Below are 24,588 nucleotides of genomic sequence, written 5' to 3' on the forward strand. Positions count from 1 at the left end.
CGATGGCGCGCACGCTCGCGCAGCTCGCCGACGACGGTGCGCTGGATCCCGGCTGGGCCGAGGCGCTCGCGCCGGTGCAGGACGTGATCACAGAGCTCGGCGAGCGTCTGCGCGCCGAGCAGGCCGCCGGTCGCGGCTACCTCCCGGCCGGCGAGAACGTGCTCCGAGCGTTCCAGCGGCCGCTCTCCGACGTCACGGTGCTCATCACGGGGCAGGACCCGTATCCGACGCCCGGACATCCGATCGGGCTCTCGTTCGCCGTCGACCGCCACGTGCGTCCGCTGCCGCGGAGCCTGTCGAACATCTACCGCGAGCGCGAGAGCGACCTGGGCCTGGCTCCCGCACCCCACGGCGACCTCGCCGCCTGGAGCGACCAGGGCGTGCTCCTGCTCAACCGCGTTCTCACGGTCCGGCCCGGCGCGGCGGCATCCCACCGCGGCTGGGGCTGGGAGAAGGTCACCGAGCATGCGATCGCGACTTTGGTCGCGCGCGCGCAGCCGCTCGTCGCCGTGCTGTGGGGCAGGGACGCCGCGAACCTGCAGCCCCTGCTGGGCGACACGCCGGTGATCGCGTCCGCGCATCCGTCGCCTCTGTCTGCCAGCCGGGGGTTCTTCGGCTCGCGTCCGTTCTCGCGGGTGAACGCGCTCCTCGCGGAACGCGGTGCCGATCCGATCGACTGGCGGGTGGAGGGTGAGGGCCCCTCCTCCCTAAGCTGAGCGCATGCAGTTCGAGCCGGGGGACCGTCGCCGCGTCCTGCCGCGTCATCTCCGTCCGGATGCTGCGCCCGAGGTGTTCTCGTACTCCATCCGTGCAGCGCGCGCGGTCGACCTGCCGCACGTGCGCGAGATCTACAACCACTTCGTGAGCAACTCGGCCGTGACGCTCGACGAGCGGCGCAGCAGCATCCCGTACTGGCGCGAGAAGTTCGCTCTGCTCGACCGGCTGGAGCTGCCGTTCCTGGTGGCGGTGTCGCCGGCCGGCGAGGTCATCGGCTACGCCCTGGCGCAGCCGTGGGCGGGCAAGAACGCCTACCGGTACACAGTGGAGGACTCGATCTATCTCGGACCGGGCGCGGGCGGCAAGGGCCTGGGAGCCGCCCTCCTCCAGGCGCTGATCGAGGCCTGCGAGCAGATCGGCCTGCGCGAGATGGTGGCGGTCATCAGCGACAGCGGTGCCGAGGCCTCCATCCGTCTGCACGAGAAGCTCGGGTTCGTCGAGGCCGGGAGGATGGGCGGCGTCGGGCGCAAGTTCGGTCGCGAGCTGGGAACGGTCTACATGCGCCGGGTGCTGAAGCCGACCGGACGGCGTCGCCGACGGCTCTTCGGTGCCAAGGGCTGACGCCGGGTCTCGTCAGGTCGTCGCTCGCTCAACGATCGGGGCCGGCGTCGGGGATCACGGGGATCGCCGACAGCAGGGTGCGCGTGTAGTCGTGTGTCGGGCGGAGGAGCACGTCGTCGGTCGAGCCGCGTTCGACGACGTGACCGTCCTTCATCACCACGACGGTGTCGCAGAGGTTCTGCACCACGCCGATGTCGTGCGACACGAGGAGCAGGGTGAGATCGGCTGTCCGCCGCAGCTCGGTCAGCAGGTCGAGGATCTGCGCGCGGACGGTCACATCGAGCGCGGAGAGCGGTTCGTCGCCCACGAGGATGCGGGGGCGATGCACGATCGCCCGCGCGAGCGCGACGCGCTGGCGCTGCCCTCCCGAGAACTCGTGCGGGTATCGATCGGCCATGTCGGCGTCGAGACCGACCTGCGCGAGCACCTCGCGGACCCGGGCACGGTGATCGCCCGGGATGTCGAGCGCCCACAGCGGCTCGCGCACGATCTGCCCGGCGGTCATCCGCGGGTCGAGCGACGCGTAGGGGTCCTGGAACACCAGCCCGGTCTCGCGGCGCAGCCAGTGGAGCGATCTCGCGGATGCCGTCGCGTCGACCGTCCGTCCGCCGATGCTCACCGTGCCCGTCGTCGGACGATCCAGGCCCAGCAGCAGCCGGACCAGCGTCGATTTGCCCGATCCCGACTCGCCGATGATGCCGACCGACGAGCCGGCCATCACGTCGAGGTCGGTCGCGGCGAGAGCGGTCCGGACTCGGGCGCGCCCGAAGGACGAGCGCCGCGGCTCGACGAAGTCGCGGCTCAGCCCGCGCGCCTCGATGAGACTCACCGGTCACCTCCGTCCGGTCGCCACAGGGTGGCCGTCGCATCGCGCAGCAGCCCCCGGGTGACCGATGACGAGGGGGCGGTGAGCAGCGTCGACACCGGCGCGCTCTCGACCACGCGTCCGCGCTCGAGCACGACGCCCTCGGTGGCGACCTGGGCGAGCACGGCAAGGTCGTGCGTGATGAAGGTCAGGGCCATGCCCTCCTCTTCGACGAGCGCGAGCAGCAGCGACAGGATCTCGGCCTGGATCGTCACGTCGAGAGCGGTGGTGGGTTCGTCGGCGATGAGGAGCCGCGGCCGGCAGGCGAGCGCCATGGCGATGGCCGCCCGCTGTCGCTGCCCGCCCGACAGCTGGTGCGGGTAGCGGTCGACGATGGTCTCGGGGTCGGGCAGGCGCACGCGGGCGGCTTCGGCGATCGCGCGGTCGCGCGCCTCGCGTCGGCCGATGCGCTCATGGATGCGGATCGACTCGGCGATCTGCCGGCCGACGGTGCGGATGGGGTTCAAGGCGGTGCGGGGCTCTTGGAACACCATCCCGATGTCGTCGCCGCGAAGCGTCGCCAGCTCTCGATCCGGCATGCCGATCAGCTCCGTGCCGTCCCAGCGGATGCTGCCGCTCGCGGTGGCGCCCTCGGGCAGGAGGCCGAGCACGGCGAGCGCCGTGAGCGACTTGCCCGAACCCGACTCTCCGATGAGGCCGAGCCGGGTGCCGTCCGGCACCTCGAACGAGACGCCGTCGACCACGCGTCGCCCGTCGATCTCGACGACGAGGTCGTCGACCGTCAGGCTCATGCGACCACCGCCGGGGTGTGGGTCTCGGCGGAGCGGTGCCGGAGGGTCGGGTCGGTCGCCTCGCGCAGCCCGTCGCCGAGCAGATTCAGGGCGAGCACCGTGATCGTGATGGTGAGACCGGGCCAGATCACCGACAGGGGGTGGACGCCGATGTAACGCTGGAGGTCGGCGAGGAGGATGCCCCAGCTGGGCTCGACCACAGACGCGCCGAACCCGAGGTACGACAGGCCCGCCTCCGCCAGGACGGCGACGGCCATCGACCACGACAGCTGCACGATGAAGACCGGGGCCACGTTGGGGAGCAGGTGCCGGGTGAGGCTCTGCGCCGGAGTCAGGCCCGACGCCCGCGCCGCCACGACGAAGTCGCTCTGCTGCACGCGGCGCAGCTCGGGTCGGGTGACGCGCGCGATGTTCACGCCGAAGCCGATGCCGACGGCCCAGATCACCACCCAGAGGGAGCCGCCCCAGACCGACGAGATCATCATCGCGATGAGCAGGACCGGGAAGGCGATGAGGATGTCGACGAAGACCGACACCGTCTCGCGGACCCACCGCGCGGTGAGTGCGCCGAGGGCGGCCAGGGCGATTCCCACGACGGTCGCGACGATGCCCGCCCCGACGCTCACGAAGACGGTCGTCCTCGCCCCGGCCATGAGCAGGCTCAGGATGTCGCGGCCGGTGTCGTCCGTGCCGAGAAGGTGCGGCCAGCTCGGGGGGAGCCAGCGCTCGGCGATGCTCGACGCCTGCGGGTCGAACGGCGTCCAGAACACCGACAGGAGCGCCGTCGCGGCGATCACCGCGACGACGACGAGTCCGAGGCGACCGGTCGCGGTGCGCCAGAGTCGGGGGAGCCAGCGCGAGGTCATGCGATCTCCCTCTGTCGCGGATCGATCGACCGGTGCAGCAGGTCGACGAGGAAGCCGATGACGAGGACGAAGCCGGTGAGCACGAGCAGCTCGCTCTGGACCTTGACCAGGTCGCGCGTGCCGACATCGGCCACGAGCATGCGCCCGATGCCCGGCAGGGTGAAGAGCTGCTCGATGACGACCGAGCCGACGATGATCCCCGCCACTTGGAGACCGAGCACGGTGACGATCGAGAGGCCGACGGCCGGGATGCCGTGCTGGATGAGGGCGCGCGTGCGGGTCAGGCCCTTGGCCGCGGCCGTGCGTACGAAATCCTGACCGGCCGCCTGCAGCGTCGCGCTGCGCACGAAGCGCATCAGCATCGCGCCCTCGACGATCCCGATGGTCAGGGCCGGCAGCAGAAGAGCCTCGATCGCCCGACCCGGCGTCGTCCATCCGGTTCGGGGGAACCCCTGCGGGGGCAGCCAGCCCAGCCACACGGAGAAGACGACGATGAGCATCATGCCGGCCCACACCACGGGCACGGCGGCGAGGGCCTGCGCTCCGACGCTCAGCGCCGTGCCGCCGCGCCGACCGCGCATCAGCGCGGCGAGGATGCCGAACGGCACGGCGATGACGACGGCGATCGCCAGCGACATCAGGCCGAGCGGCACCGTGACCTGCGCCTTGAGCAGCAGCTCCTCGCCGACCGACGCTCCGGAGAGCAGCGACGTGCCGAGGTCTCCGCGGAAGATGCCGCCGATCCAGTCGGTGTACTGGGCGACGAGCGGCCGGTTGAGGCCGAGAGCCTCGCGCAGTGCCTCGACCTCGGCGGGGGAGGCCTGCGTCCCGGCGATGAGCTGCGCCACGTCGCCGGGGAAGACCCTCAGGGTCAGGAAGATGAGCACGCTCGCCACGAGGAGCCCTGCGATGAGCAGGGCTCCTCGGATGAGCGCGTACCGGACCACGGAGCGCGGACCGCCTACTTCTGCTCGGAGACGGTCACGCCCGCGAGGTCGATGCGCGAGTTGATCGAGTCCTTCGGGAACCCGGTGACGATCGGGCTCACGGCGGTGATGGTCTCGCCGTTGTACAGCCAGTCCGCGGCGTGGTCCTCGGAGACGATCCTCGCGGCCTGGGCGAGGAGCTCGGCCGACTTCTCGGCGTCGACCTCGGTCTCGGCCTGCTCGTACAGGCTCTGCACCTCGGCGTTGTCGTAACCGAAGTAGTACTCCGGATCGGCGAAGTTGCCGAAGTCGCGCGGCTCGACGTGAAGCACGAAGCTCAGGTCGTAGTCGTGGTTGGTGTAGACGTCCTCCAGCCAGGCCGGGAACTCGACCGAGTCGACCTCGAGCGTCACGCCGACCTTCGCGAAGTCGGAGATCAGCACCTTCGGCACCGTCGTCCCGTAGAACGAGGGAATGGTCAGTGTCAGCTCGAGGTCTTCCTGACCGGCATCGGCCAGCAGCTGCTTCGCCTTCTCGGGGTCGTAGGAGATCACGTCCGACAGGTCTTCGTAGCCGGGGTCGAGCTCCGGGATGGGACCGTACAGCGGCGTTCCCGCGCCCACGGCCTCGATCAGAGCCTCGTGGTCGATCGCGAGTCGCAGCGCCTCGCGCACGCGGACGTCGTCGAGCGGTGCCTTCTTGTTGTTGAAGGCGAGCGTGGCCTTGTCGGTGGTGCGGCCCTGGGTGAGGGTGAAGTCGCCGGAGTCCTCCAGCTGCGGCGCGAGGTTCGGATCGACGGCGGTCAGCACGTCGACGTCGCCCGCGAGTGCCGCGTTCACACCGGCGGTGAAGTCGGGGATGTATTGGAACTCGACCTCGGCGACGCCGGCCTTCTCGCCCCAGTAGGCGTCGTTGCGGGCGAAGGTGATGGTGCTGCCCTTGTTCCAGCGGGTCAGCGTGAAGGGACCCGTGCCGTTCTCCGCGGTCTTCAGGTCGGTCGTGTCGCCGGTCTTGAACACGAGCCCGGCGGGGCCGGTGAGCGCGAAGAGGAAATCCTGATCGGGTGCCGACAGCACGATCTGGACGGTCGCGGCGTCGGGCGCGGTGATCGATGCGATCGAGGCGAACTCGGCGTTGCCCTGCACCGTCGTGTCGGTGCGCACGGTCTCATACGACGAGACGACGTCGGCGGAGGTGAGCGGGGTGCCGTCGTGGAAGACGACGCCCTCGTTGAGGGTGAACGTATAAGTGAGTCCGTCGTCGGAGATCTCGTAGTCCGAGGCGATCCTGCCCTCGATCTCGTTCTCCTGCGTGCGGGTCACCAGGCCCTCGTAGATGTTGTCGACGAGGATCTGCTCGAGCGCCGCGCCGCTGGTGTGCCGGATGTCGAGGTTGGTGGGCTCGAGGACGAGGCCGACGTGCAGGGTGGCGTCCGGATCGGGCTCTCCGGGTGACGTGGACGGCGTCTCGGCGGGCGTGCCGGAGCAGGCGCTGAGGATCACCGCCGTGGCCGCGAGTGCGGATATCAGCGCGAGACGGCGGGTGCGTCGGAACATGGAGCTTTCCTCTCGGTGCGGCAGGTGCTGTGTGCCGGTGGTTCGAGCCTACGGATGGGAGAAGGAGCGGGGGTCGGCGGATGCGGCGATGAGGTCGGCGAGGGCGGCGGGAGCCGTCTCCTGGACGTTGTGCGTGGCGTCGAGGACGACGACGCGGGCGGAGGGGATGCGGCGCTGGAGCTCCGCAGCATCCGCCTCGGCGACGAAACCGCGGGATGCGCGCACGAGGGTGAGCGGAGCCCGGACGCCCACGAGATCGTCCCATCCTGTCTCGTGCCGCGGGGAGGGGGTCTCGACCGTGCCGGGGTCGTGCGCGGCGAGCGTCTGGGCGGCGAGGTGGGCGAAGTGGTGCTTCCACTCCACGCGTCCATCCGACCGGACGCGGGTGTTGAGGAAGACGCCGCGCTCCGTCTCGGGTCGCGTGCCGCCGAAACCGAGCGACATCGCCTTCTCGACCAGCTCGTCGCGGGTCGCGAAGTCGGTGGGCCCGGCGTAGAAGGCGCGGAGCGTCGCCGGCCCGGCGCTGACGTCGATCCCCGGCGTGATGTCGACGACGACCAGACCCGACACCAGATCCGGACGGGATGCCGCGAGCGCCGCGCCGGTGAGTCCGCCGAGCGACTGACCCACGATCAGCTGCGGCTGAGAGGTCCACGTCTCGAGGGCTGCTGCGACATCGGCGGCGAGCATCCGGGGTGAGTAGTCGGCGTCGCCTCGCCAGGAGGAGTCGCCGTGGCCTGCGAGGTCGATCGAGAGCAGGGGCCGCTCGAGTGCGAGGGCGGTGGTGTCCCACGTGTGGGCGTTGAGCCCGGCGCCGTGGAGGAGTGTCACCTGCGGAGCGGCCGTGCCGAAGCGCAGAGCACTCAGGGTGCGACCGTCGGCGAGGGGGAGGGAGAGACGCTCCACCGGCGGCAGCGGTACGCCCAAGGCCTCGGCCTGCGCGGGAAGATAGCTGAACTCGGTGATCTCGGTCGCCACTCGCACATTCTGCTCCCTTCGCGGGTACGGGAAGAAATCGCAGGACACAGTGACAAGTAATAATGCGTCACACCATGATGATCTGCGCACATTTATCTGATCTGAATGCGCATTCTGCATTTTCCGAGCATCCGGAGCGCCGGCTCCGACGCTCCGACGACGAATATCATGGTCGTATGAGCGAGACGCGCGTGCACCTGTCCAAGACCGAGCCGGCCGCCTACAAGGCGCTCGACGCGTTCTCCCGGACCGTCGGCCAGATCTGCGCCGACAACGGCATCGACGACCGTCTCAAGGAGATCGTGATGATCCACTGCTCGCAGTTGAACGGATGCAGCTATTGCGCGCGCATCCATGTCGATCGCGCGCAGAAGGCCGGCCTCGACGTCGACACGCTCACCCAGATCCCCGTCTGGCGCGAGAGCGGAGTGTTCAGCGAGCGCGAGCGCGCGGCTCTCGAACTCGCCGAGGCGTTCACCTTCATCTCCGAGGAGGGTGTCTCCGACGAGGTGTACGACCGGGTCGGCAGCGTGTTCACCGAGAAGGAGTACGCGGCACTGAGCTGGGCGTGCGTGTCGATCAACGCGTTCAACCGCATCGTGATCGCCGGTCGCTACCCGGTTCCTCCGCGCACGCCCCAGGTGCCGGCATGACCGTGCTCGACATCGACGGCGTCAACAACGTCCGCGACGTGGGCGGCATCCCCGCCGACGGCGGTCGCATCCGGTCAGGGATGCTGCTGCGCTCCGGGCAGCTCTCGGGCGCGACCACCGCGGGGGTGACGGCGCTGCGCGCCGGCATCCGCCACATCGTCGACCTCCGCGACGGCGAGGAGGTGGCGGCCGAGCCCACCGAGATCGAAGGGCCCGACACCACCCATCTGCCCCTGTTCCTCGGTTCCGTCCGCTCGTTCTTCGAGGCCGACACGAGTCTCGACGAGCTGTATCTGCATCTGCTCGAGGAGAGCGGGGAGCGTTTGGTGCAGGCCATCCGGATCATCGCGGCGGGCGAGCCGACGCTGGTGCACTGCACGGTCGGCAAGGATCGCACGGGCGTCACCGTCGCCCTCGCGCTCTCGGCGGTCGGCGCCGATCGCGAGGCCGTCGTCGCCGACTACGCGCTGACGGAGTCGCAGCTCCCGCCGCAGCGGTCCGCGCGCATCGCGGCCTACCTGCGGGCGCAGCATCCGGAGGCCGTGCACGCGGTGGCTCTGGCCACGCAGTCGCCGGCGCCGGTGATGCGGCGTCTGCTCGACCATGTCGATGAGCGGTGGGGCTCGGCGGCCGGCTATCTGCGCGCGAACGGGATGACGGACGACGAGCTCTCCGCCCTCCGGAAGGCGCTCGTCGAGGAAGGTTAGGCAAGCCTTCACTTGGTGTAGCATGGGATCACCATGAACACCTCCCTCGAGCTGCGCGGCACGCGAGCAGAACGGCGCGCCGCGCGTCGCCGTTCTCATCACCTCGTGACCGCCGACGAGAACTCGCTCACCGAGCTGGAGGTCTTCCTCGCCACTCTGCCGCTGTGCGCGTCCGGCCGCATCTTCATCGAAGTCGCCGAGGCGACCGACATCGGCGTGATCGACGCCCCCGGTCGCATGACGGTCACCTGGCTCGCGCGTGATCAGCGCTCGGGAGCACCCGGGTCCGGCCGCCCCTGCGCTCCTGGACAGGCGCTGGCGCGCGCGACCTGCGCGTGGGCCGACGAGATGATGTGCGCAGATGACGTGGAGACCCGGGTCACTTTGCTCGGCGGCTACCTCGGCACCGCCGACATCGTCGACCATCTGACGACCGGCCTCGGCGTCGATCCCGCGCTCATCCACGCCCCCGAGCGCTTCGGACTGCTGCCCGCTTCGCGCTGATCAGCTCGATCGGCGCACGTAGTTGCCGTCTTCGAGCCCGGCCTCGATCTCGAAGCGGTTGCGCAGCGGATCGCGGCCCGCGAAGAGATAGAGCACGGGCATCAGGAAGCCGTAGCGCAGCCACTGCTGCTTGTGCACGGCCTCGTGACGGAGCACCGCCTCGGTCGGGCGGGAGTCGCCGGTGAGGAAGCACCCGCCGACGCAGACACCGCCGCGGTTGAACGTCCACGACGGCATGCCGTGGAAGACCCAGAGACCGGCGCGGCGTTCCACGCGCCCGGTGCTCCAGAGGGATCCCCACAGCCACCCCACCGCCGTGGCCCACAGGTAGCCCAGACGGCTGAGGGGGGAGCGCAGCAGGAAGGCGGGGATGCGGCGATCGAATCGGCGTCCTCGGGCGAGCACCGCCTCGGCGACGCGACGCCAGTCCTCGGTCACGCGACGGCCCCGATCAGACGCAGCAGAACACCCAAGTCATCGACCGCGTCGGCGGGCGAGCGCGGTGCGAAGCCGGCGATGGTCGCCCCGACCACGGGGTACTCCTCGCGGAGCCTGCGGATCGCACTGCCGAGCGCGGCCGGAGAGACGCCGAACGGCGCGGGGGCCGAGACGCCGGCCATCTCGGGCGGGTCGATCACGTCGACGTCGATGTGCACCCAGACCCTCGACGCGCCGGTCGCCCGGACGGCGTCGAGCAGGGCGTCGGGTCGTTTCACGTCGTCGGCCGAGAGCGACGTGAGGCCGGCGAGCTGGTCGATCTCGGCGTCGTCGAGATCGCGCATGCCCACCGCGACGACCCGCTCGCGAGGGATGCCGGGGGAGAGGGCCACCTGTCGCTCGCCCTCGCCGAGGACGGCGCGGAGCGCCATGCCGGAGAAGGCGCCCGACGGCGACGTGTCGGGAGTGTGCAGGTCGCCATGGGCGTCGCACCAGACGATGGCGAGATCGTCGATCCCGCCGGGGAGCGCGTCGAGCGCGGCGACCGTGACGCTGCAGTCACCGCCGATGACCACGGTCTCGCCGGCGGCCGTGTGCTCGCGCAGCAGTTCGCGCGTGCGGAGCAGGGCGCTGAGGCGCCGCACCCCCGTTCCCAGCGACTCACCCGCCTCGACGGGCACCTCGAGCACGGTGGTCGCGGCGCGCGGCAGGTCGCCCGCGATCGCCGAAGCGCCGTCGACGAGCAGCATGGCGCGCGGCGCCGGCGACCCCTGCCACTGCGGAACGATGAGAAAACGCACCAAGGGGGCCTCCAGGGAGAGGAAGGAGCGGATGCCCCGGACGCGAGGTCCGGGGCATCCGCGGTGGTGTCAGGAGCCTTCGATCGCCTGACGGGGTGCCGTGCCGCCTGCCTTCAGCTCGGCGAGTCGGGCCTCGACCTCGGTCAGCTCACCGAGGTCTTCCAGGCTCTCGAACTGCGCGTCGAGGCTCGACGCGGCGAGCTCGATCTTGCCCTGCGCGATGGCCTCCTGGCGCCGGACCTTGTCTTCGAAGCGGCCCAGCTCGCTGGTCGGGTCGAGGACGTTGATCGAGCCCACCGCGTCCTGCACCTTGGTCTGCGCCTCGGCGACCTTCGCGCGAGCGAGCAGCTCGCTGCGCTTGTTCTTGAGCTCGCCGAGCTTGTCCTTCATGCCGTTGAGGCCGGACTTGAGCTTGTCGACGATCTCGGTCTGCGCAGAGATCTGCGGCTCGGCACCGCGGGCCTCGCGCTCAGCGCTGATCTGTCGCTGCAGGGCGATCTTCGCGAGGTTGTCGAACTTGTCGGCGTCGGCGATGTCGCCCTTGGTGCGCATCTCGTCGGCCTTGCGGCTGGCGGCGAGGGCCTTGTTGCCCCACTCGGTCGCGGCCTGGACGTCTTCCTCGTGGTCGCGCTCGAGCAGGCGCAGATTCCCGATGGTCTCGGCGATCGCCGACTCGGCGTCGGCGATGCTGTTCGTGTAGTCGCGGACGAGCTGATCGATCATCTTCTGCGGGTCTTCCGCAGAGTCCAGGAGCGAGTTGATGTTCGCGCGGACGAGGGTCGAGATACGTCCGAAGATGGACTGCTTGGTCATGCGTGGTTCCTTTCAGAGGGTGTACGTCGAGTTCTGCGTGAGAAGGAGATGCGGCTCAGAAGCGTCCTCCTCCGGAGCGACGGCCGCCTCCGGAACGGCCGCCGCCGAATCCGGAGCTGCGGAATCCGCCGCCGCCTCCGGATCGCCAGCCGCCGCCGCGGGAGGAGCCTCCGCCCCCGCCGGAGAGGAGTCCGCCGATGATGCCGCCGAGGATGTCGCCGCCGATGCCGGAGCCGCCCGATCGACGGCCCGAGCCGCCGAACAGGTCGCCCCAGCCGTCGTCCTGATAGCTCGGCGCGCTGTACGACTGCATGTCGGACTGCGCCGCGTACGACGCCTGTCGCACGAGATCGAGCGTCCGGCCGGCCTCGGCGAGGGCGGCGTCGGCGTCTGTGGTGCGGAGGTTCTGCGCCTGGGTGAGGCTCGCCTCGGCCGCGGCCAGACGGGTGCGGGCGGTCGACCCGACCGTGCCGCGTCGGGTCTCGATGTACTCCCTCGTCGACCGCACCTCGGACCCGGCCTGAGCCAGCGTCTGGTCGAGCATCTGCTGCACGCGACGCGAGCGTTCCACGGCTTCACGGCCCCGGGCGAGCGCCGCGTCGATCTGCGCGTTCGCGGCGGAGAGAGTCTCGAGGGCGCGCTGCGGGTTGCGAGCGGCGCCGTCGAGGTTCGCCTGTGCCAGCTGCAGCTGCTGGGCCGTCACCGACGCCGCCGAGGCGATCGAGCCGTCGGAATCGGGAAGCTGCCGGGCCGCGGCGAGGTCACCCTGCAGCTCGGCGACGAGCGCCCCGGCCTGCGTCTCGATCGAAGCGAGCTCGGCACCGAGCGCCGAGATCGCCTGGGAGAGCTGCGCGGCCTGGGCGACGGACTGCTCGGCGGTGCGGATCGCGAAGGCGGCCTCTCCGGTGCGCCCCTCGGCGATCGCCTGGGCCGCCGCGTCGATCGAGCGGTCGGCGAGTGCCGCGCGCTCAGCCGCCTGGGCGGGGTTGTCGGTCACGGTGCGGAGCGCATCGGCGTCGTAGGAGGCCGCGAGGGTCGCCAGCGCCGGCGCGGCGGCGGCGAGGACCGGGTCGAGCGCCGCGCGCTCGCGCCGCACTCGCTCGAGCTCCTGCGGTGCGTTCTGCTCGAGCTTGCGGAGCGCATCGAACGCCGCCGTGTTCTCGTCGAGGACGTCGTCGATCTCGTCGGCGAGGCCGATGATGCGGATGTGCCAGGCGCGACGCTCGTGGATCGTGTCCTCGATCTCGTCGTCGAGCTTCTGCTTGAGATCGAACGCCTCCGACATCTTCGCCTTGGCGATGTCGACCGCCCGAGTGAACTCCGCGGTGGCGCCGTCGCCGAACTGCGCCACGGCGAACCCGAGCTCCTCACGGCTGGAGGTGATGGCGTCGTCAGCCTGCACGAGCGCGACACCGGCCTGCGTCTCGACCTGCTCGTCGGTGAGCGTCGAGAACGGGTCGTTCGGGTCGGGCGTCTCCGGCATCGCCCCCCGGCGTCGGATCTCGGCGTCGCGCCGGGAACGCCGCACGAGCGCGATCACCACCCAGACGACCGCAGCGGCGGCGACGACGCCGCCCACGACGAGGACCACGCGCAGAGCGCCCGCGCCTCCGTCGCCCTGCATCTCGTCGGCCGCGGCGGTGACCGCCCCGGCCCAGTCGTCGGCGCTGAGACGCTCCTCGACCGCGCGTTCGATGCTCTCCTGCTGCGACTCGCCGATCGGGCCCGACGAGTCGGCGCTGAACGAGTACGTGCGCTGTTCGACCGCCACGGCCAGCAGGTAGTCGCGTGCGCCCATGCCGTTGTCCGACGCGACCGTGTTCGCCCAGTCGTCTGCATCGCCCGGCTGGGTGAACTCGTCGACGAACACGACGAAGAGATCGAGTCCGCTGGCCTGGGTGAGCTCCGACAGCCGCTCCTCGGCGGAGGCCCGCTCGGCATCCGTCAGCGCGCCCGCCTCGTCGACGACGTGCGCGGAGCCGAACGTCACCGGGTCGGTGGCATGAGCACCCGATCCCGTGAACCCGGTGACCACCAGACCGAGGACGACCCCCGCTCGTGCCAGCCAGCGAGTCCGCGTCGAACTGTCCCTGACCGACTGCCGCCCCATGCGTCGAGTCTATGCACAGAGGCCGACACGCGACAGCATCCGCCGCGGGTTCTCCGTTCGCCGTCAGCGGAGACACATACGCTGGAAGGCATGGACGACAGGTATGGATCCGACGTGCTCGCCGCCGGCTGGCGCGAGCGGGGTGCGAAGACGGTGCCGCAGGTTCCCGCGGAGCTCGACCTGGTCGTGGAGGTCGCCGACGACGGCTACTGCGGCGCGGTGACCCGCGTTCAGGGCGGCACCGTCGAGCTGGAGGACCGGCGGGGCCGCAGGCGCCTCTTCCCGCTGGGCGGCGGCTTCCTCATCGACGGATCGCCGGTTCGGCTCGTCGTCCCGTCGGCGCGCGAGCAGGGTCCGCGGCGCACGGCATCCGGATCGTTCGCCGTCGCCGACCAGCGCGCGCGGGTCGCGATGCCGAGCCGCATCCTCGTCGAGGGAAAGCACGACGCCGAACTCGTCGAGAAGGTCTGGGGAGCCGACCTGCGGGTGGAGGGAGTCGTCGTCGAGTTCCTGCAGGGCATCGACCTGCTCGACGAGCTGCTCGCCGCCGAGCCGCCCAGCGCGACGCGACGCTACGGCGTGCTCGTCGACCACCTGGTCCCGGGGTCGAAGGAGTCGCGGATCGCGGATGCCGTGTCGCGGGGCCCCCACGGCCGCCACCTCCGCATCGTCGGGCACCCCTTCGTCGACGTCTGGCAGTGCGTGACGCCGCAGGCGATGGGCATCGCGGCGTGGCCCGAGGTCCCGCGGGGCACGGACTGGAAGACCGGCGTCTGCCGCGCGCTCGGCTGGCCGCACGAGACTCCGGGCGACACCGGTCGGGCCTGGCAGTACATCCTGTCGAAGGTCACCACGTACCGCGACCTCGAGCCCGCGCTGCTCGGCCGGGTCGAGGAGCTCATCGACTTCGTGACCGCGCCGTCCGGCTGAGCGCCCTAGCCTGGAACCATGCCCGAACCCCGCACCTTCCGCGACGAACCCGTGTCGTTCGTGCGCCGCAGCGGCCGCATGTCCGAGGCCCAGGACCGTGCGTTCGTCGACCTGGCCCCGCAGTACCTCGTCGACGTCCCGCGCGACGTGGCCTGGACCTCCGTCCACCCGGACGCGCGCCTGGATCCGGCGGCCGAGTACGGGCGAGACGCCGACCTGTACGTGGAGATCGGCTCGGGTCAGGGACACGCGATCGTGGCCGCGGCATCCGCTCGTCCTGACGACGATTTCCTCGCCGTCGAGGTCTTCCGCGCGGGCCTGGCCCGCACGATGCTCGACGCCGACCGTGCGGGAGCGCGGAATCTCCGCGTCGTCGAGGCGAACGCGCCGGAGGTGCTCGCCTCGTTCCTGCCGGAGGCCGCCGCGCGCGAGGTCTGGATCTTCTTCCCCGACCCCTGGCATAAAAAGCGCCACACCAAGCGGCGCCTCATCCGAGACGGTTTCGGCGACGCGGCGGCGCGGGCGATTCGCGACGGCGGGCTGCTGCGCCTCGCGACCGACTGGGAGGACTACGCCCTCCAGATGCGGGAGGTGCTCGACGCCGATCCGCGCTTCGAGCGTGCCTTCGACGGGGAGTGGGCCGAGCGCTTCAAGGGTCGGGTGATGACCGCCTTCGAGCGCAAGGGCCTCGCGAAGGGCCGCGACATCCGTGATCTCGTCTACCGGCGGAAGCCGCGCGCGTGACGGAGGCGACCCGGACCACGACGGTCGGCGCGGCGATCGCCCCGGCCTTCCTCGTCTGTGCGGCGGCGCCCGCGTTCTTCGTCCTCGAAGAGGCCTGGCTGGGCTGGGTGCTGCTCGCACTCGGCGTCGCGACCGCGTGGCTCGCCGAGCGAGGAAGGGCGCGCTCCTCCGCTCCGTCGCTCACGCGCGACCTCTCGCTCATCGCGATCGGCCTGCTGATCGTGAGCATCATCCCGCTGGCCGCCGAGCTCGACAACCTGGCGATGCTGCGATTCACCCTCGCGCTGGGCGGGGCGGTGGCGGTGCCGTACGCGATCTCGCGCTTCGTCTACCGCGACCGGGCGATCGGCTTCCCCTGGCGGACCCGCCGACGCTGGGGGCGACTGCAGTGGGGGTGGCTGGTCGCCGTCCTGGTGCTCGGCTGGCTGATCCTGCCGTTCTACTTCATCACGAGCGGCGTGTACCAGAACTGGCCCGTCGTCGACACGCCCGACCTGATCGCCCGGCTCTTCGTCGGCGTCGGCGCGGTCGGCATCTGGGACGAGCTGTTCTTCATCTGCACGGTGTTCGCGCTGCTGCGACGGCACTTCCCCGACGTGATCGCGAACCTGCTCCAGGCGATCGTCTTCGTGTCGTTCCTCTGGGAGCTCGGCTACCGCGAGTGGGGTCCGCTGCTGACGATCCCCTTCGCGCTGCTGCAGGGTTTCATCTTCCTGCGCACCCATTCACTGGCCTACGTCGTCACCGTGCACCTGCTCTTCGACGCCGTGGTGTTCGCCGTGCTCGTGCACGCGCACAATCCGGGACTCCTGCCGATCTTCCTGGTGTGAGCGGCGAGGTCTGCGAGAATCGGCGGATGCTGATCGTCGGACTCGTCCTCGCCGCGGCCGCCGCCGCCTTCCACGTCTTCATCTTCGCGCTCGAGTCGCTGCGCTGGACCGAGCCAGAGACGCGGCGCATCTTCGGCGTCGCCAGCGAGGCGGATGCCGTCACCATGAAGCAGCTCGCCTTCAACCAGGGCTTCTACAACCTCTTCCTGGCGCTGACGACGCTGCTCGGCGTCGGGCTGGTGATCGTCGGGGCGAACACGGTCGGGGTGACCCTGGTGTTCGCCGGGACCGGCATGATGACGGCCGCCGCCCTCGTGCTGGTGCTCTCCGACCGCCGCAGGGCGAGGGCGGCCGCGATGCAGGGTGCGCTGCCGCTTCTGGCCGTGATCGTCACCGCGATCGGAATCGCGATGACCTGACGAGGGGTGACATCCGCCCCACCAGCGGTCACACTCTTCTCATGGCCGACTGGGTGCTGCACGTGGACATGGATCAGTTCATCGCGGCCGTGGAGGTGCTGCGCCGGCCGGAGCTCGCCGGCCTGCCCGTGATCGTCGGCGGGCGCGGAGATCCCACCGAGCGCGCCGTGGTCTCGACCGCGTCGTACGAGGCGCGGGCGTTCGGCATCGGATCGGGGATGCCGCTGAAGATCGCCGCACGCAAGGCCCCGGACGACGCCGTCTTCCTGCCCGTCGACCACGAGGCGTACGCTCAGGCGTCGGCCGAGGTGATGGAGACGCTGCGCGCGATGCCGGGCGTCGTGCTGGAGGTGATCGGCTGGGACGAGTGCTTCCTGGGCGTGAGCTGCGACGATCCGGAGACGGTCGCCAGAGATGCGCAGGCGGCGGTGCTGGCCGCCACCGGCCTGCACTGCTCGGTCGGCATCGGAGACAACAAGATCCGCGCGAAGATCGCCACGGAGTTCGGCAAGCCGCGAGGACTGTTCCGTCTGACGGAGGAGAACTGGTTCGAGGTCATGGGCGAGAAGTCGACGCGCGACCTCTGGGGCATCGGGGCGAAGGTGCAGAAGCGACTCGCCGATCACGGCATCCGCTCCGTGCGCGATCTCGCCGATTCGGACGAGCAGGAACTGGTCGCCGAGTTCGGACCGAAGATGGGCGTGTGGTACCGCGGGCTCGGATCGGGGCTCGGACCCGCGGTCGTCGACGCGACCCCCTGGGTCGCCCGCAGCCACAGCCGCGAGACGACGTATCAGCAGAACCTCACCACGCCCGCCGAGGTGGAGGCGGCGATCCGTGTGCTCGCCGCCCAGGCGTCGGACGACTGCGCGGCCGAGGGACGACCGGTGATCCGGGTGCATCTGAAGGTGCGCTACGCGCCGTTCGAGACGAAGACCTTCGGTCGCAAGCTGCCGGCGCCGACCTCCGATCCCGACGACGTGATCGCCGCGGCGCTGGCGCTCGGCTCGACCCTCGACGCCGAGCGGGAGGTGCGCCTGCTCGGGGTGCGCGCCGAGATGGCGATGCCCGCTGAGCCCGATGCGGTCGAGCGCACGCCGGTGCGGGGTCGGATCTGACCACGGCGACCCTTCGAGGTCGGATCCGGGGGCAGGATCGAGAGAGACGACCGAGAGGAAGGATCGATGATGACCACGCATGACGACGAACTGGCGGACGTCTGGGACGACTGGCGGCGCGACGTGAACATGACGCCGGCGGAGCTCGAGAGATGGCTCGAGACCGACGAGTCGCGCTCCGTCGGACAGTCGGACGGGGGTGAGTCGACCGGTCACCGATCGGGCCGACGCATCGTTCGTCTGCTGCGCACGCACAAGGCCGACCTGACGTCGGACGACATCGCCTGGATGCGCAAGGTGGTCGGCTACGTCGCACGTCACACCGCGCAGCGGCCGAAGGGCGATGTGACCGAGACGCCGTGGCGGTACTCGCTGATGAACTGGGGGCACGACCCGGAGAAGAAGTGAGGCATGGTGCGGGGCACCGAATACACCCTGTGCTGTCGACGACGCAAGGGAGACGCGCTCGGCGCCTTCCCGTGCCACGGTGGTGACATGTCCCGGCTACGGAGGTTCCTGTGACGACAGCTGCTGAGCCCGCCCCGCACACCGCATCGATCCCCATCCTCACGCAGGAGCCGTTCCCCGACACGCCGGGCAGCGCAGAGCCGGAGTGGTTCAAGACCGCGGTGTTCTACGAGGTCCTCGTCCGGTCGTTCCAGGACGGCGACGGCGACGGATCGGGCGATTTCCGCGGACTGATCGACAAGCTGGACTATCTGAAGTGGCTCGGTGTCGACTGCCTCTGGCTGCCGCCGTTCTTCCCGTCGCCGCTGCGGGACGGCGGCTACGACGTGGCCGACTACACCGGCATCCAGTCGGACCTGGGCACTACGGCCGACTTCCAGGAGTTCCTCGACGCGGCGCACGCGCGCGACATCCGCGTGATCATCGACTTCGTGATGAACCACACCAGCGACGAGCATCCGTGGTTCCAGGAAAGCCGGAGGGATCCGGACGGGCCGTACGGCGACTTCTACGTCTGGAGCGACACCGACGAGCTCTACGAGGACGCGCGCATCATCTTCGTCGACACCGAGCCGAGCAACTGGACGTGGGACCCCGTGCGGCAGCAGTACTTCTGGCACCGGTTCTTCTCCCACCAGCCGGACCTGAACTTCGACAACCCGAAGGTGCACGACGCGATGATCGACGCCATGCGGTTCTGGCTCGACATGGGTCTCGACGGTTTCCGCCTCGACGCCGTGCCGTACCTCTACGAGCGGCCGGGAACGAACGGCGAGAACCTCCCCGAAACCCACGACTTTCTGAAGAAGGTCCGTCGCATCGTCGACCGGGAGTATCCCGGGCGGGTGCTGCTGGCCGAGGCGAACCAGTGGCCGGCCGATGTCGTCGACTACTTCGGCGACCCCGAGGTCGGGGGCGACGAGTGCCACATGTGCTTCCATTTCCCGGTGATGCCCCGCATCTTCATGGCGGTGCGTCGCGAGTCGCGCTATCCCATCACCGAGATCCTCGCCGAGACGCCGTCGATCCCGTCGGGATGCCAGTGGGGAATCTTCCTGCGCAACCACGACGAGCTCACGCTCGAGATGGTGACCGACGAGGACCGCGATTACATGTGGAGCGAGTACGCGCAGGATCCGCGGATGAAGGCGAACATCGGCATCCGCCGCCGTCTCGCTCCGCTCCTCGACAACGACATCGACCGGATCGAGCTGTTCACGGCCCTCCTGCTCTCGCTTCCCGGCTCTCCGGTGCTGTACTACGGCGATGAGATCGGCATGGGCGACAACATCTGGCTCGGCGACCGCGACGGCGTGCGCACGCCCATGCAGTGGAGCTCGGACCGCAACGCCGGTTTCTCGAAGGCGAATCCGGGCAAGCTGACGCGTCCGCTCGTGCAGGATCCGGTCTACGGCTATCTCGCCGTCAACGTCGAGGCGCAGCAGGAGGACCGCTCGTCGCTCCTGCACTGGACGCGCGAGATGATCCAGGCGAGGCGGAAGCACCCGGCCTTCGGGCTCGGCAGCTTCAACGACCTGGGCGGATCGAACCCCGCAGTGCTCTCGTACTCGCGCGAGCACACCAACGACGACGGCACGGTCGACGTCATCCTGTGCGTCAACAACCTGTCGCAGTTCCCGCAGCCGGTCGAACTGGATCTCCGCCGCTTCGAGGGCCTCGTGCCGGTCGAGCTGGTGGGGCAGGTGCCGTTCCCGCGGATCGGCGAACTGCCGTATCTGCTGACTCTGGGCGGGCACAGCTTCTTCTGGTTCCAGCTGCAGGAGCGCCCCGACGAGTCCGACGAGATGGGGATGCTGTGATCGAGATCGAACCCGGAGTCCTGGAGGAGTACCTCGGACGCACGCGCTGGTTCGCCGGCAAGGGGCGCCCGTTCCGCGTGAGCGGGATCCGCACTCTCGCGGAGCTGACCGAGGAGCCGCCGAGTCCCGCGGTGACCGTGTTCCTCATCACCGTCGAGTACACCGATGCGGAGGGCGGCTCGGAGCTGTATCAGGTGCCCCTGGCGAGCTACCGCGAGTACGTCGAGGCGATCGGTCACGCGTTCGTCGGCGCCGTGGAGCGCGAGGGTGCGGAGCGGTATCTGTTCGACGCCGTGCACGATCGCGTCGCGATGGCGCTGTGGCTGAGGGCGTTCGTCGCAGCCGAGGACGGGGGAGAGGCAACGATCGACGGGCTCAGGTTCCGTCGCGTGCCGGGGCAGGCGGCGCTCGATCCCGGCCTGCGCGGATCGCCGCTCTCGGGCGAGCAGTCGAACTCGTCGGTGCGCTTCGACGACACCGCGATCATGAAGGTGTTCCGCAAGGTGAGTCCGGGCGTGAACCCCGACATCGAGATCCACGAGGAGCTGACGCGCGGCGCGTCCGAGAGCATCGCGGCCCTGTACGGCTGGGTCGAGGTCGACGTCGACGGCGAGGTGATGCAGCTGGCGATGCTGCAGGAGTTCCTCCGCACCGCGTCGGACGGGTTCGAGCTCGCCACCGGCAGCGTCCGCACGCTGCTCGCCGACCCGTCGCAGAGCGTGGAGGAGTCGGGAGGCGACTTCGCCGGCGAGGCGGCGCGGCTCGGCGCGGCGCTCGCGCAGGTGCACGAGATGCTGCGCGAGAGGTTCCCGGCCGAACGGCGCGGTACGGATGCCGTGTCGGCGCTGGCTCGAGCGATGGGGGAGCGGCTCGATCATGCGCTGGGCGTGGTGCCGGAGCTCGAGGCGCACGCCCCGCGGCTGCGGGAGGCCTACGCCGCCGTGGCCGCGCTCGACGGGCTCGACGTGCAGCGCGTGCACGGTGACCTGCATCTGGGTCAGACCCTGCGGACGTCGCACGGCTGGCGCATCGTCGACTTCGAGGGCGAGCCGGGCCGACCGTTCCACGAACGGGTCCTTCCCGACTCGCCGTGGCGCGACGTCGCGGGCATGCTCCGCTCGTTCGACTACGTGCCCGGGGTCGTGCAGCTGTCACGGGGCGCGGTCGGCGAGGGCGAGGAAGAGGAGGAGGCCCTGCGGGCGACGCGAGCGAGGGAGTGGTCGCAGCGCGCGCGAAGCCGGTTCCTCGCCGGATACGCCGACGCCATCGGCGTGGGCGAGTCGATCGGCGCGGAGCATCAGCGTCTTCTCGCCGCGTACGTGGCCGACAAGGCGGTGTACGAGGCGGTCTACGAGAAGCGCAACCGCCCCGCATGGATCGGGATCCCGCTGGCCGCGTTCGCCGAGATCGGCGGCTGACACTGATCGAAGCCGGCCGCCGCCGGCCGCCGTCAGTCGCGGATGACGGCCGCCACCGCGCTGACCTCGATCAGGGCACCGGGAACCCCCAGGCCCTGGACGATCGCCGCGGTGACCAGCGGAGGCGCGCCCTTCCGGGCGAGCTTCGCCGCGACGGCTCCGTACGCGGCGCGCAGGTCGGCCTCCTGATGGATGAGCACGGTCCAGCTGATGACGTCTTCGAGGCCGGCGCCGACGGCGGTGAGCGCCCGTTCGGCGTTCTCGACCGCGCGGATCGACTGCTCCGCGGCATCCGTCGAGACGAGCGCCCCGGCGGAGTCGACGCCGTTCTGGCCGCCGACGTGGATCGTCGTCGCGCCGGGAGGCACGACGGCGACGTGGCTGAAGGCGGGACTGACGACCAGTCCCTCGGGCTGCACGAGTGTGATCTCCATGCGGACAGTGTGCACCCGACCACCGACATTCTCGTGCGGACCGCCCGCTTCTCGCGCGGTCCGTGCTCTGCTAGCGTCCCCCTTGTCGGCGATGAAGGAGAGGGACCATGGCCGTGATCTCGCGAGGATTCGGTGCTCGTCGCCGGGAGAGCATCCCCGAGCTGCCCCCGGGCCAGTATCTGACCGACGACTTCCCGGTGCTGTCGGCGGGTCCGACGCCGCGCGTTCCCCTGTCGGACTGGCGCTTCGACATCAGCGACGACACCGGCGTCGTCGCGTCGTGGGACTGGGACGAGTTCCTCGCGCTGCCGATCGAGGACGTGCGCACCGACATCCACTGCGTGACGCGCTGGTCGAAGCTCGGGACGACGTGGCGCGGCGTCTCGCTCGACACGCTCCTTGCCGACGTCGACACCGCCGCGACCCACGCCATGGCGCACTCCCACGGCGGGTACACGACGAACATCCCGTTCGACGACCTGCGCGGCGGGAAGTCCTGGATCGCCGTCGAGTTCGACGGCGAGCCCCTGCACCCCGAGCACGGCGGTCCTGCGCGGCTGCTCGTGCCGCACCTCTACTTCTGGAAGAGCGCGAAGTGGATCAGGGCGCTCGTGCTCATGGACGGCGACGCGCCGGGATTCTGGGAGCAGAACGGATACAACATGCACGGCGACCCCTGGACCGAGGAACGCTATTGGTGACGGTCGGCGACTGGCGTCCGGCGCGCGTGGTGGAGACCCGCACGCAGACGCGCTCCGCGCGCAGCATCCGTCTCGCGGTTCCCGGGTGGCCGGGCAGCGATCCCGGACAGCACGTCGACATCCGGCTCACCGCCGAAGACGGCTACCAGGCGGTGCGGTCGTACTCGCTCGGCTCGTACGGGGCGCCGTCGGAGGTGATCGAGCTGGCGGTCGACGAGGTGGTCGACGGCGAGGTGTCGCCGTACCTGGTGCACGACGTGCGCGACGGCGACGAGCTGGAGGTGAAGGGGCCCCTCGGGAACTTCTTCGTGTGGCGGCCCGATGCGTCGGCGACCGAGCGGCGCCCGGTGCAGCTCATCGCGGGAGGATCGGGCATCGTGCCGCTGATGGCGATGATGCGAGCCGCGACGGATGCCGGGGCGACGGCATCCGTCCGCCTGCTGTACTCCGTGCGCACTCCGGACGACGCGCTGTACCGCGGCGACGTCGAGTCGGCCGGGGATGCCGGCGTCGACGTGCGCTGGGCCTACACGCGATCGGCCGCCGCGGGGTGGGACGGTACGGTCGGTCGTGTCGACGAGGCATCGGTCCGCGCGGCGACCTGGCCGCCCGAGCAGGAGCCGATCGTGTTCGTGTGCGGTCCGACCGGGTTCGTCGAGCACGTCGCCGACATCCTCGTGCGCATCGGGCATGATCCGGCGCGGGTGCGGACCGAGCGATTCGGAGGACGCTGATGGATGCCGACCACTCCTCGACGATCGTCGACGGCAACTGTCTGGCGGGAATGCTGTCCGACCTCTTCGGCTCCGACGTGACCGGCCTCGTGGGAGTCTGCGGCGGCTGCGGCACCGAGGCGCCGCTCGCGGTCGCGGTCGTGGAGCTCGACCCGCGCGTCGCCATCGTGCGCTGCCGCTCGTGCACGCGGACGTTGTTCACCGTGACGCACGCCGGTGAGGGGAGTCCGCGAATCGTCTTCGGTGCGCTGGACGCGATCGGCCGCTGAGCGCGGCGTTGGATCCACGCCCGCCCGCGTACCCTCCGTCAGCGAGTCACCCGGGTGATCGCCGAAGGGACCGATCTCCTTGCGCTCGAAGCGAGGCGACGCCGATCCGCAGCCGTGACTTTTCGCGCGGCGGAGAGCCCGCTTTCGATGGCGCCGTCGATGAAACCGCCCCATCCGTCGGCGATGTCGGAGCCGGCGAAGATCACTGGACCGTGTCCGGCTTGCAGCGCCGGCAGGCCGGTGGTGAGGTAGCCGGTGCGGTGCATCGGCCAGGTCTCGCCTGACAGGGGATCCGCGGTCCAGTCGTGGCCGGCGCTGTCGAGGACGGTGAGTCCGGGGACGAGCCGGTCGACCGCAGCCTGGACCGCGTTCACGTCAGCCGCGTCGACGCCGTGCGCGTCCGGGCCGAAACCGATGACGAGGGTGCGCCCATCGACGTGGTACTCGGACTGCAGGAACGTGAACGGGTCTGCCTCGTCGCCGAACGCGACGAAATGTGGCAGTTCACCCGCGATCGAGAGCCAGACCTTCGTCCCGAGGCCGAGTTGGCCGGACGACACCGCTCGCTCGCTCTCCGGCGGCAAGGGCGGGTCGAAGCGGATGCGGGAGAGCGCGTGCAGCGGGGCGGTCATGATGACGGCATCCGCGCTGATTGTCTCTCCGCTTGCGAGTTCGACGTGGGTGCCGCCGGCGTTGTCGATGACCGCCGCGACGTGTGCGCCGAGACGCAGCTCTGCAGTCGAGTCCGCGAGCATCGCGTCGGCGAGGGCACGCGTACCGCCGACGATCTTGTAGCTGGCGCACGCCTCGAACATGACCTTCCAGTCGCCGTTGGCGACCGCGAGCCAACGGAGCGCCTGGGTGTAGGCGGCCTCGTCGAGGCGCCCGTTGAAGTTCAGCGTCCAGAAGGCGCGCAGCAGCGTCCTGCGCGCCGGGTCGAGCTCGCACGCATCGAGACGATCCGAAAGGCGGAGGGCGTCGAGCCGCGCGACGTCGGCGGACCGCAACGGTGCGAACGGCTGCGGGAACGCGGCGCGCGACTCTGCTCCCAGTTCCCGGTTCGGCTCGTCGAGGAGTTCGAGCAAGATCTCGGGCGTGACGGCGGTCGGTCGTCCGTCGACCTGCCACCATGCCATCTCCGGTTCCGGGCTCGGGACGACGTCCAGTCCGTATCGATGCAGCTCAGCCCACGCGTAGGGCTGGGTCCAATGGACCCAGGTGCCCCCGAGTTCGATGTCGAGTCCGAGGCGGCGGTCGAGCCAGGTGCGCCCACCGATGCGATCCCGCGCTTCGACGAGAAGGACCCGTTGTCCGCTCCCAGTGAGTTCACGCGCGGCGGTGAGTCCGGCGAACCCAGCCCCGACGATGACCGTGTCGTAATGCTCGCTCGTCATGGT

General features: G+C 70.3%; 28 protein-coding genes. 16 read left to right on the forward strand and 12 right to left on the reverse strand.

Annotated elements, in window-relative coordinates:
* The first annotated feature begins 2 nt into the window (after positions 1-2).
* Together AB3M90_RS03885 and AB3M90_RS03890 are read left to right on the forward strand one after the other, a co-directional pair.
* Positions 3-716, forward strand: a complete 714-nt coding sequence (locus AB3M90_RS03885; protein WP_412950055.1) for a uracil-DNA glycosylase — start codon at positions 3-5, stop codon at positions 714-716.
* Between the two features lie 4 nt (positions 717-720).
* Complete coding sequence (locus tag AB3M90_RS03890; protein WP_412950056.1) at positions 721-1,338, forward strand: GNAT family N-acetyltransferase; 618 nt, start codon at positions 721-723, stop codon at positions 1,336-1,338.
* Positions 1,339-1,366: 28 nt separating this feature from the next.
* Here AB3M90_RS03890 and AB3M90_RS03895 read toward each other — a convergent pair whose 3' ends face one another.
* Genes AB3M90_RS03895 through AB3M90_RS03920 form a run of 6 tightly spaced genes read right to left on the reverse strand, consistent with a single transcriptional unit; the run spans position 1,367 to position 7,281 of the window.
* Positions 1,367-2,167: an ABC transporter ATP-binding protein gene (locus AB3M90_RS03895; RefSeq protein WP_412950057.1), complete on the reverse strand. Its 801-nt coding sequence runs from the start codon at positions 2,165-2,167 to the stop codon at positions 1,367-1,369.
* Positions 2,164-2,955 carry an ATP-binding cassette domain-containing protein gene (locus AB3M90_RS03900; RefSeq protein WP_412950058.1) on the reverse strand — a complete coding sequence of 264 codons (792 nt, stop codon included), beginning with the start codon at positions 2,953-2,955 and terminating at the stop codon, positions 2,164-2,166. The genes AB3M90_RS03895 and AB3M90_RS03900 overlap by 4 nt, the downstream gene beginning before the upstream one ends.
* Positions 2,952-3,821: an ABC transporter permease gene (locus AB3M90_RS03905; RefSeq protein WP_412950059.1), complete on the reverse strand. Its 870-nt coding sequence runs from the start codon at positions 3,819-3,821 to the stop codon at positions 2,952-2,954. The genes AB3M90_RS03900 and AB3M90_RS03905 overlap by 4 nt, the downstream gene beginning before the upstream one ends.
* The gene (locus tag AB3M90_RS03910; RefSeq protein WP_412950060.1) at positions 3,818-4,768 is read right to left on the reverse strand and encodes an ABC transporter permease; all 951 of its coding nucleotides are present in this window, start codon (positions 4,766-4,768) and stop codon (positions 3,818-3,820) included. Before AB3M90_RS03910 ends, AB3M90_RS03905 begins: the two co-directional genes overlap by 4 nt.
* A 14-nt stretch (positions 4,769-4,782) precedes the next feature.
* Positions 4,783-6,303, reverse strand: coding sequence for an ABC transporter substrate-binding protein (locus AB3M90_RS03915; RefSeq protein ID WP_412950062.1), 1,521 nt, complete (start codon positions 6,301-6,303; stop codon positions 4,783-4,785).
* Positions 6,304-6,351: 48 nt separating this feature from the next.
* Positions 6,352-7,281 carry an alpha/beta fold hydrolase gene (locus AB3M90_RS03920; protein WP_412950065.1) on the reverse strand — a complete coding sequence of 310 codons (930 nt, stop codon included), beginning with the start codon at positions 7,279-7,281 and terminating at the stop codon, positions 6,352-6,354.
* Between the two features lie 176 nt (positions 7,282-7,457).
* Here AB3M90_RS03920 and AB3M90_RS03925 point away from each other — a divergent pair, with 176 nt between their 5' ends.
* The 3 genes from AB3M90_RS03925 to AB3M90_RS03935 are packed head-to-tail and all read left to right on the forward strand — an operon-like array spanning position 7,458 to position 9,145.
* Positions 7,458-7,934 (forward strand): carboxymuconolactone decarboxylase family protein, encoded by a 477-nt coding sequence (locus AB3M90_RS03925; RefSeq protein ID WP_412950066.1) that lies wholly within the window; start codon positions 7,458-7,460, stop codon positions 7,932-7,934.
* Positions 7,931-8,641, forward strand: a complete 711-nt coding sequence (locus tag AB3M90_RS03930) for a tyrosine-protein phosphatase (RefSeq protein ID WP_412950068.1) — start codon at positions 7,931-7,933, stop codon at positions 8,639-8,641. The genes AB3M90_RS03925 and AB3M90_RS03930 overlap by 4 nt, the downstream gene beginning before the upstream one ends.
* A 33-nt stretch (positions 8,642-8,674) precedes the next feature.
* Positions 8,675-9,145 carry an SIP domain-containing protein gene (locus tag AB3M90_RS03935; protein ID WP_412950071.1) on the forward strand — a complete coding sequence of 157 codons (471 nt, stop codon included), beginning with the start codon at positions 8,675-8,677 and terminating at the stop codon, positions 9,143-9,145.
* On the opposite strand, the gene AB3M90_RS03940 is transcribed toward AB3M90_RS03935, so the two are convergent.
* The 4 genes from AB3M90_RS03940 to AB3M90_RS03955 all read right to left on the reverse strand — a co-directional run bounded on the left by AB3M90_RS03940 (position 9,146) and on the right by AB3M90_RS03955 (position 13,306).
* Positions 9,146-9,583, reverse strand: coding sequence for a Fe-S oxidoreductase (locus AB3M90_RS03940; RefSeq protein ID WP_412950072.1), 438 nt, complete (start codon positions 9,581-9,583; stop codon positions 9,146-9,148).
* Entirely contained in the window at positions 9,580-10,386 is an 807-nt protein-coding gene (locus tag AB3M90_RS03945) for an arginase family protein (protein ID WP_412950073.1), read from the reverse strand. Before AB3M90_RS03945 ends, AB3M90_RS03940 begins: the two co-directional genes overlap by 4 nt.
* Before the next feature lie 66 nt (positions 10,387-10,452).
* Positions 10,453-11,196, reverse strand: a complete 744-nt coding sequence (locus AB3M90_RS03950) for a PspA/IM30 family protein (protein ID WP_412950075.1) — start codon at positions 11,194-11,196, stop codon at positions 10,453-10,455.
* Between the two features lie 55 nt (positions 11,197-11,251).
* A complete protein-coding gene (locus AB3M90_RS03955; RefSeq protein ID WP_412950076.1) occupies positions 11,252-13,306 on the reverse strand; it encodes a TPM domain-containing protein in 2,055 nt (684 codons plus the stop codon).
* Positions 13,307-13,396: 90 nt separating this feature from the next.
* Here AB3M90_RS03955 and AB3M90_RS03960 point away from each other — a divergent pair, with 90 nt between their 5' ends.
* The 8 genes from AB3M90_RS03960 to AB3M90_RS03995 all read left to right on the forward strand — a co-directional run bounded on the left by AB3M90_RS03960 (position 13,397) and on the right by AB3M90_RS03995 (position 21,053).
* A complete protein-coding gene (locus tag AB3M90_RS03960) occupies positions 13,397-14,236 on the forward strand; it encodes a DUF3097 domain-containing protein (protein ID WP_412950077.1) in 840 nt (279 codons plus the stop codon).
* An 18-nt stretch (positions 14,237-14,254) separates the two neighbouring features.
* Complete coding sequence (gene trmB, locus AB3M90_RS03965) at positions 14,255-14,980, forward strand: tRNA (guanosine(46)-N7)-methyltransferase TrmB (protein ID WP_412950078.1); 726 nt, start codon at positions 14,255-14,257, stop codon at positions 14,978-14,980.
* Positions 14,977-15,810, forward strand: coding sequence for a CPBP family intramembrane glutamic endopeptidase (locus AB3M90_RS03970; protein WP_412950079.1), 834 nt, complete (start codon positions 14,977-14,979; stop codon positions 15,808-15,810). The genes trmB and AB3M90_RS03970 overlap by 4 nt, the downstream gene beginning before the upstream one ends.
* A gap of 26 nt (positions 15,811-15,836) precedes the next feature.
* Complete coding sequence (locus tag AB3M90_RS03975; protein WP_412950080.1) at positions 15,837-16,229, forward strand: DUF1304 domain-containing protein; 393 nt, start codon at positions 15,837-15,839, stop codon at positions 16,227-16,229.
* Positions 16,230-16,270: 41 nt separating this feature from the next.
* Positions 16,271-17,347, forward strand: a complete 1,077-nt coding sequence (locus AB3M90_RS03980; protein ID WP_412950081.1) for a DNA polymerase IV — start codon at positions 16,271-16,273, stop codon at positions 17,345-17,347.
* A 69-nt stretch (positions 17,348-17,416) separates the two neighbouring features.
* Entirely contained in the window at positions 17,417-17,755 is a 339-nt protein-coding gene (locus AB3M90_RS03985; protein WP_412950082.1) for a DUF3140 domain-containing protein, read from the forward strand.
* Between the two features lie 149 nt (positions 17,756-17,904).
* Positions 17,905-19,635, forward strand: a complete 1,731-nt coding sequence (gene treS, locus AB3M90_RS03990; protein ID WP_412951213.1) for a maltose alpha-D-glucosyltransferase — start codon at positions 17,905-17,907, stop codon at positions 19,633-19,635.
* Positions 19,632-21,053: a maltokinase N-terminal cap-like domain-containing protein gene (locus AB3M90_RS03995; RefSeq protein ID WP_412950083.1), complete on the forward strand. Its 1,422-nt coding sequence runs from the start codon at positions 19,632-19,634 to the stop codon at positions 21,051-21,053. Before treS ends, AB3M90_RS03995 begins: the two co-directional genes overlap by 4 nt.
* A gap of 32 nt (positions 21,054-21,085) precedes the next feature.
* Here AB3M90_RS03995 and AB3M90_RS04000 read toward each other — a convergent pair whose 3' ends face one another.
* Complete coding sequence (locus AB3M90_RS04000) at positions 21,086-21,487, reverse strand: RidA family protein (protein WP_412950085.1); 402 nt, start codon at positions 21,485-21,487, stop codon at positions 21,086-21,088.
* A gap of 107 nt (positions 21,488-21,594) precedes the next feature.
* Between AB3M90_RS04000 and AB3M90_RS04005 the strand changes: the two genes are divergently transcribed.
* Genes AB3M90_RS04005 through AB3M90_RS04015 form a run of 3 tightly spaced genes read left to right on the forward strand, consistent with a single transcriptional unit; the run spans position 21,595 to position 23,191 of the window.
* Positions 21,595-22,188 carry a sulfite oxidase-like oxidoreductase gene (locus tag AB3M90_RS04005; RefSeq protein WP_412950086.1) on the forward strand — a complete coding sequence of 198 codons (594 nt, stop codon included), beginning with the start codon at positions 21,595-21,597 and terminating at the stop codon, positions 22,186-22,188.
* Positions 22,185-22,922 (forward strand): FAD-binding oxidoreductase, encoded by a 738-nt coding sequence (locus tag AB3M90_RS04010; RefSeq protein ID WP_412950087.1) that lies wholly within the window; start codon positions 22,185-22,187, stop codon positions 22,920-22,922. The genes AB3M90_RS04005 and AB3M90_RS04010 overlap by 4 nt, the downstream gene beginning before the upstream one ends.
* The gene (locus tag AB3M90_RS04015; protein WP_412950088.1) at positions 22,922-23,191 is read left to right on the forward strand and encodes a DUF6510 family protein; all 270 of its coding nucleotides are present in this window, start codon (positions 22,922-22,924) and stop codon (positions 23,189-23,191) included. Before AB3M90_RS04010 ends, AB3M90_RS04015 begins: the two co-directional genes overlap by 1 nt.
* A gap of 38 nt (positions 23,192-23,229) precedes the next feature.
* Here the strand turns inward: AB3M90_RS04015 and AB3M90_RS04020 are convergent, their stop codons facing one another.
* On the reverse strand, positions 23,230-24,585 hold the full coding sequence (locus tag AB3M90_RS04020; protein WP_412950089.1) for a flavin monoamine oxidase family protein: 1,356 nt from the start codon (positions 24,583-24,585) through the stop codon (positions 23,230-23,232).
* Positions 24,586-24,588: the final 3 nt, after the last annotated feature.

This window comes from Microbacterium martis (genome assembly GCF_047246685.1).
Taxonomy (GTDB): Bacteria; Actinomycetota; Actinomycetes; order Actinomycetales; family Microbacteriaceae; genus Microbacterium.